Below are 6,160 nucleotides of genomic sequence, written 5' to 3'. Positions count from 1 at the left end.
GGGCAGGGGAATACCGAGCGGCTTCAGCTCAGACGCGGATTGTGGAGCAGTCCCCTGCTGGGAGCATCCAAGCATAAGCAAAACGGCAATGGTTAGTGTTGAGCGCAAATCATTCATTCGGGGAACGATGGCGATAAACGAGTCGCCGGGTTTGGTGTTGAGGTAAAATTAGTCTGAGCTCGGCGACTTCGTTTCATCGCTTGGTTCTGCGGTCTCCACCAGGCAGTCGAACCCACCAGTTAAGTATGAATTCTAAGCGATCTCCACGACGAAAAGCAAGCAGATTCTTTTCAGCCAAGTTTCCGTCAGCCTGGTTGCAGTGACGTTTGAGCCGCCAACAGTCTTTCAACAGAATTGTCTTTCGATGCATCCGAAAAAGTGTGTCGAGCAGCGAAGTTTCAATAGACTATTTTCTTTTCGGTTCTAACGCCGCAACGAGAGAATCGCTCTGTTCGCTCATGGCCAGAGTTGTGATGCACCGCAAGCTGCGGCTCGCACCAATTTGATTGCCCACAAACTGTCGTTCCTAAGCCATTGGATTCCCAGCAGGCGTCAGCAAATCTCTTGGCTATGTGACGCACCAATGGTTTTCCTGATACCAATCGCCTTCGGAGTGATCTCGCAACCTTGGCTTGCACTCACCACCGGTGCATCGACAGCAACTCACACCGGGGCAAGAAGCACGATTGTCATCGACCGTATACCAACGCAGAACGTCTACGATCAGCCGGCGGCGACGGAAGATCAACCATTTGAAAACGCCCGACTTCGCCGCTCGGTTGCATCGTTTGGTTCCCCGCTCCGGTGAGATCATTCATCGACCATCGGTCGAGGCGGTCCACGCTTTGCAGGTAGTGGTGCCGCCTCTATGATCGAACGGCGAATTTGGTGTACGACATGATTGAGCTCAAGGTCGTCGCACCAGTATTCATCGAGTTTNCCCGCGTGACAAAATCTTGACGTGTTGAACCCGTCTTCGATGTCATTGTACCAAATAGCGGTCGAGCCAATCAACGCGACAACCCAGAAGCCACCACCAAGTNCGCCCCACGGGTGTTGCATCCATTTCACAGGATCGATGCGTATCGAATCCCAGAAGCGGATCTGGTCGTCATCGAGCCGAGAAACGGCTTCGTCGATAAGAACGCACAATTCGTCGAGTGTGATGGGAGTCCACTTGCCGTCGTTTCGATCAGCCATCGTCGAGTTCGGTTGTTCGCGCAATACAAGGAGACTTCGGTCGGGGAACGTTTCACATCACCGGGTGGCGGCGATTGACGTGATTTCGAGAAAACGTGACCACCGCCACTCCGGTGCATGTGTTGGTTATCGGCATTTATGAACGGGCATTAGTCGAGCATCGGGCAGTGGCTGCCACGCCGCCACAGTCTAGCGGGCGTTGGGTCACGCGGCAAGCAATTGCGCGTTGACCGGGTCGGCACGTAAACGGGCATTGCATCCGACGGTGCTTGAAGACGTTGAACGAAGAATGGAAAACGTGGTCGTTGGATCAGCAAACGACAACAGCGAGCACAATCAAGAAATGCGAGCGGCTTGGACGCAGGAAATCGCCAACGGAGGATCAAGGCGTTTGAATCGGCGAGTTGCTAACGCAAAAGCCGAAGGACGCACCGATGACCAAGCGTTGCAGCAATCGTTTGTGCAAGCAAACACGCGGAACATCGGAGGAGTCAGTCCGATAACGGCCGCGATCAGCGGGCCGGGAGAGTTGACTTTCTATTCGTGAAACCTTGCAAGCCCGGCTCCGTTGCATCGCATGGTTCCGTCCTTTCTTTTCGCTTGCACAACCAAACGCTTCGGCGTGACTTTGAAGTGTAGCCGATAAGCCGCGCCGAATTAAAATCGGTCATGAATCGAACGATCGGGCAATCCGGATTGTGATCTGAACAATTGAACGACGAATCAATGATGCCATTTCGGTGAGCGTTGATTGCCGACAAGTGCAATGAACAAATATGGAATGTGCGAACAACAATGTCCTGCCCGAGCGTAAATCCGGGCTGGTCAAGCAGATGGTGAAAGTAGTCGAGTTTCCATTCGTTTTCGTAATCGTCGTCATCTTCGATCGGAAGTTCATCGTCAACGAAGGGAATAGTGTGCCAATCGACGCTCCCGCGCTCGTCACTCGCGTAGACGTAAGCAAGAGATTCGTGACGTCGATCAAGCAACACACGAACGTCGTCGCGATTGCTGTCTTTGAGCGCGTCCCACCACTGCTCGACTTGTGTGCGTTCAGAGGCCGAGCATTTGTCAAGAAAGTCGGTTGGCAACGAACTAGTCATCGAGCCTCCTTTGTGACGGAACGGTTCACATCACCGGGTGGCGGCGATTGACGTGATTCCAAAGAAACGTGACCACCGCCACTCCGGTGCATGTGTTGGTTATCGGCATTTACGAACGGGCATTGCTCGAGCATCGGGCAGCGGTTGCCACGCCGCCACAGTTTAGCGGGCGCTGGTTCACGCGGCAAGCAATCGGGCGTTAACCGGGTCGGCAAGTAAACGTGCATTGTCATCCGACGGTGCTTGCAGACGTTAAACGAAGAATGGAAAACGTCGTCGTTGGATCAGCAAACGACAACAGCGAGCAACATCGAGGGTTGCGAGCGGCGTGGGGTGTGGCAATCGCCAACGGAGGATTAAGGCGTTTGAATCGGCGAGCAACTAACGCAAGAGCCGAAAGACGCACCAAAAACCAAGCGTTGCAGCACTCGTTTGTGCAAGCAAACACGCGGAGCAGCTGAGGAGTCAGTCCGATAACGGTACGGATCAGCGGGGACCGGAAGTTGAGCATCCATTCGTGAAAACTGACCACCGGTCCTCCGTTGCATCCGATGGTTATCCGTCCGCGATTCGGTCTTGACGTCAACCAACAGGCAACACGTAACGGTACCCAACGTATCCTACGACGCCGATGATCAAAGAAGCGATGACAAATGCGGCAAATCTGTCGATAGTACCGTAGGTTTCTAGATCACCCGTGGAGAAATTGAGCTGGGGTTTGTAGATCGGACCAGTCAGGGTAAGGGCACAGAGGAGCAGGACGCAGATAGTCACCGCCAGCAACGTAACACCACAAAGTACAGCCATTGCCTTGCCAATTGATTCTTTCCCAGCAACCAAACCTATTTGAGATGCGATCTTGAGAATGATGAGTGCCGCGACGCATGCCGTTCCCAAGACCGCTTCAATCGTTCGTGAGCGTCGAAAGATTGGCTTGGAATAGTAGCTGCGTTTTGCTGCGAGTCGTTTTTCAATTCGAGGTGAGCGGGTCATGCAGTGTTCAATTTCAACGGATAACGGTGGCGATCAGCGGGCCGGGACGATTGACTTTCCATTCGTGAAACCTTGCAAGCCCGGCTCCGTTGCATCGCATGGTTCCACGTCATTCTGCATCGGAGATTTCGCCGGACTCGTGCGCATAGTAGGTGAAATCCACGAAAGGAGACAAGATTTGGTAGAGTTCGTCCGAGACGATTTTTGATCCACCCAAAGAGTATATCGGGTTTGAACGAAGTATCGACGTCGAAAGTGGGATGTCCTCGATGTCATCGTCAATCAAGATTGAAACGTTCGGTTCACTCGGATGCATTCGACGAATCTCGTACACAGGTGGTGCCGCAATGTGGAAGTAACGTTGAACGGTTTCGTGCAATGAAGCGTCGTCAGTCCGCGTGTCGATGAATTGCATTTGCGCATCGTAGTGCTCGAACCCGCATGACAAGTCGCCAACTGTGAAACGGTAGCTGTAGAGGACGGCGAATTCAGTCTCCGCCAAAGTTAAGTCAGGTATTGAAGAAAGACGCTCGGCGACGCGACCGGAGACGACAAGCTCTAGTGCTGGGGCGATAACGTCCGCGATGTTGTATGCGTTTTTGTGCAGTCGAAGCGGTAAGTCGATGTCGTGAGCGAGCCGCGCGTTCGTGGCGGACGGAAACTCACCACCACGAGATGCGTTGCCGTGGAAGAAGGCAGCGTGTATTGCGCGTATCGGGCCATCGATGAAAGATGAACGTACAGATAGAACGTGGTACTTCATACCGAAACCGAAGTCTTCATCGTGGAACGGTAGGGTTCAGCGGGGCCGCGCGAACGACTTACCACTTCAAAAAAGTTAACTCGCGGCCTCCGTTGCAACCCATGGTTCCCCGCCGTTTAGTGTGTGTAGGGTGAGGGACGCCCCTTGACGTTCTCAAAGTGGTGAGGACGACAGAAAACGCTGTGTTTTACGCGTCCGCGATCGCAATCATCACGTTTACACGATGCGGAATCAGATTCGGGACCAAGAAATTCGTAAAAGTTTCGGTCCTCGGACCATGGCTCTTCGTTCACGTGTCCGTCCAATTGCGGGAATGGTTCGGGGGCATCTAGCAAGTCGGCCACAAACGAGTGGATGTACCACTCGGTCGTTTGAGTGTACATCGAATCGCTGTCGACGATGATCGTGTCAATTGAGGACGAGTTAAGGAATCCACCATCGACCGTGGGGGCGTGTTGTGCGAACCAATCGCGCGCGTTGATTGCAAGTGGTGACGCTTTGGTCATGTACGCAGCCGCGGACTCGTCTGCATTTAGGTCAGGATGAAACCACGATGCGAGGTCGCGACGGTCCGGTTCAGCGATGTAAGGCTGAAGAACGGACGAGTAGCGAAACACGAATGCAACAAAAGCGTTGAGATCCGGAAACTCAGAACGTCGCCAAACAGCCAGGTGGATCGCAATGTCAGCGTCACGGTCTACGGTGTGGCATTGCGTGGACAGCGGACGCTGATCGAGAAACGGTTGAATCTGTGTTGGCATCAAATTCGAGGAGTACGGACTTCAGTCGGGGAACGTTTGCCATCACCGGGCACGGACAGTGTGGCATCCATTTGTGAAACCTTGCAAGCCGTGCTCCGCGTGAATGGCGTGGTTATCCGCCGCTTACCGTTTCGCGTTTGTACTGTGTAGGAAAAAAGGTTTGCCCGTCCAAAATTGGCGGGCCGGAACCGGAAAGCGCACTTAGAAAACCCCCGATGTCCTTGTTTTGTAGTTCTAGCATCGGCATCCGATGATTTATCAGTATGGCATCAGTGAAAAACCAAGCGGTTGCAAATCGGCATGCGGTAAGGTTGTCCCAGTATAGTGATGAGAACAACCATCCCGCGATGTGGGCAGGGTCTTCGGTGAAGCCGCCACAATCTTCGATCATTTCATTCAGCGAGTCCCAGTCTTCGATACGCACGAATTCACCGACGGGCTGTCCAAGAGCGTCAGTCACAGAGTTGTTGATTATCATCACCGACTTTGAATCGATTGCGACGCTATCAGCAGATTCGATTACCGCATCGTGAATAGGGATCAAACGTTCGGCAATGTCGTACGAGCTAAGTGCCCGGTCGCCCAGCAGGTGATGCTCTACAAGTCCGATTGGAAGCAGTTCGTCTCTCCGGCGTCGCGTTTTGGCTGGAAGCATGAGTCGAGCGTCTCAGTCGGATAACGGTTACGATCACCGAGCCGGAACAGAAATCATTGCTTCAATTGGCACGCGCAAGTCCGGCTTCGCGTGCATCGTTTTGTTATCCCGCTAGTTGTCCATCGGGAAAGTTGAGAAAACAAATTTCGGCTTGGAGTCTGTGCCAAGTATTGCTTCCAGTTCCGATTCTATCATCCGGGTAAGTTCATTTTTCGTAAATGGCCAAATTGGCCGAAGATCGGGAATACTGCGTTTGATTTTGCCGTGAATCTCGATATTGAATCGCGAGACATTACTTTCATGCTGTGCGTTCGAAACGTCAATTCCGTCAACCGTGATGAGAAGTGATTCGTGTTTCCATTCGAGATGCTGATCGGCCGCAATCGACGCAGTTTCAGCGTCTCGGAAGGATATGTCATTGCCATTCGAGCCGAAATCGACATTCATCGTCGAGAGCGAATGCACAAGCCAGCCCAACGCGATTGCGACAACCGCAATTAACAGCAGGAGGCAACGAAGCGAAAATTTCAATTCAGGCAACCTTCAGTTGAGCGTGATAACGGCACGCATCAGCGGGCCGGGACGGTTGATGCTCCATTTGTGAAAACTCGCAAGCCCGGCTCCGTTGCATGCGATGGTTCTGCTTTCTGTTCCTGTCGGAATCCGCGTTTATTGAGAAAGCCTT

Annotated in this window: 7 protein-coding genes; 1 reads left to right on the top strand and 6 read right to left on the bottom strand. The window is 52.9% G+C overall.

The genetic code is table 11. The features are described 5' to 3' along the window. The first annotated feature begins 1,489 nt into the window (after nucleotides 1–1,489). The gene (locus Poly51_RS29995; protein WP_146462637.1) at nucleotides 1,490–1,747 is read left to right on the top strand and encodes a hypothetical protein; all 258 of its coding nucleotides are present in this window, start codon (nucleotides 1,490–1,492) and stop codon (nucleotides 1,745–1,747) included. Here Poly51_RS29995 and Poly51_RS29990 read toward each other — a convergent pair. The 6 genes from Poly51_RS29990 to Poly51_RS29965 form a co-directional block, all read right to left on the bottom strand. After that, on the bottom strand, nucleotides 1,713–2,303 hold the full coding sequence (locus Poly51_RS29990; protein WP_146462636.1) for a hypothetical protein: 591 nt from the start codon (nucleotides 2,301–2,303) through the stop codon (nucleotides 1,713–1,715). The two genes, Poly51_RS29995 and Poly51_RS29990, sit on opposite strands and share 35 nt — an antisense overlap. A gap of 582 nt (nucleotides 2,304–2,885) precedes the next feature. Beyond that, nucleotides 2,886–3,296: a hypothetical protein gene (locus Poly51_RS29985; protein WP_146462635.1), complete on the bottom strand. Its 411-nt coding sequence runs from the start codon at nucleotides 3,294–3,296 to the stop codon at nucleotides 2,886–2,888. Nucleotides 3,297–3,405: 109 nt separating this feature from the next. Further along, a complete protein-coding gene (locus tag Poly51_RS29980; RefSeq protein WP_146462634.1) occupies nucleotides 3,406–4,059 on the bottom strand; it encodes a hypothetical protein in 654 nt (217 codons plus the stop codon). 116 nt (nucleotides 4,060–4,175) lie between these two features. Beyond that, nucleotides 4,176–4,820 carry a hypothetical protein gene (locus Poly51_RS29975; RefSeq protein WP_146462633.1) on the bottom strand — a complete coding sequence of 215 codons (645 nt, stop codon included), beginning with the start codon at nucleotides 4,818–4,820 and terminating at the stop codon, nucleotides 4,176–4,178. A gap of 112 nt (nucleotides 4,821–4,932) precedes the next feature. Beyond that, nucleotides 4,933–5,475 (bottom strand): hypothetical protein, encoded by a 543-nt coding sequence (locus Poly51_RS29970; RefSeq protein WP_146462632.1) that lies wholly within the window; start codon nucleotides 5,473–5,475, stop codon nucleotides 4,933–4,935. 111 nt (nucleotides 5,476–5,586) lie between these two features. Next, on the bottom strand, nucleotides 5,587–5,922 hold the full coding sequence (locus Poly51_RS29965) for a hypothetical protein (RefSeq protein ID WP_146462631.1): 336 nt from the start codon (nucleotides 5,920–5,922) through the stop codon (nucleotides 5,587–5,589). Between the last annotated feature and the right edge of the window lie 238 nt (nucleotides 5,923–6,160).

This window comes from Rubripirellula tenax (assembly GCF_007860125.1).
GTDB classification, from domain to species: domain Bacteria; phylum Planctomycetota; class Planctomycetia; order Pirellulales; family Pirellulaceae; genus Rubripirellula; species Rubripirellula tenax.
Note: the sequence above shows the minus strand (reverse complement) of the source record. Positions and strands in the feature narration are given on the sequence as shown.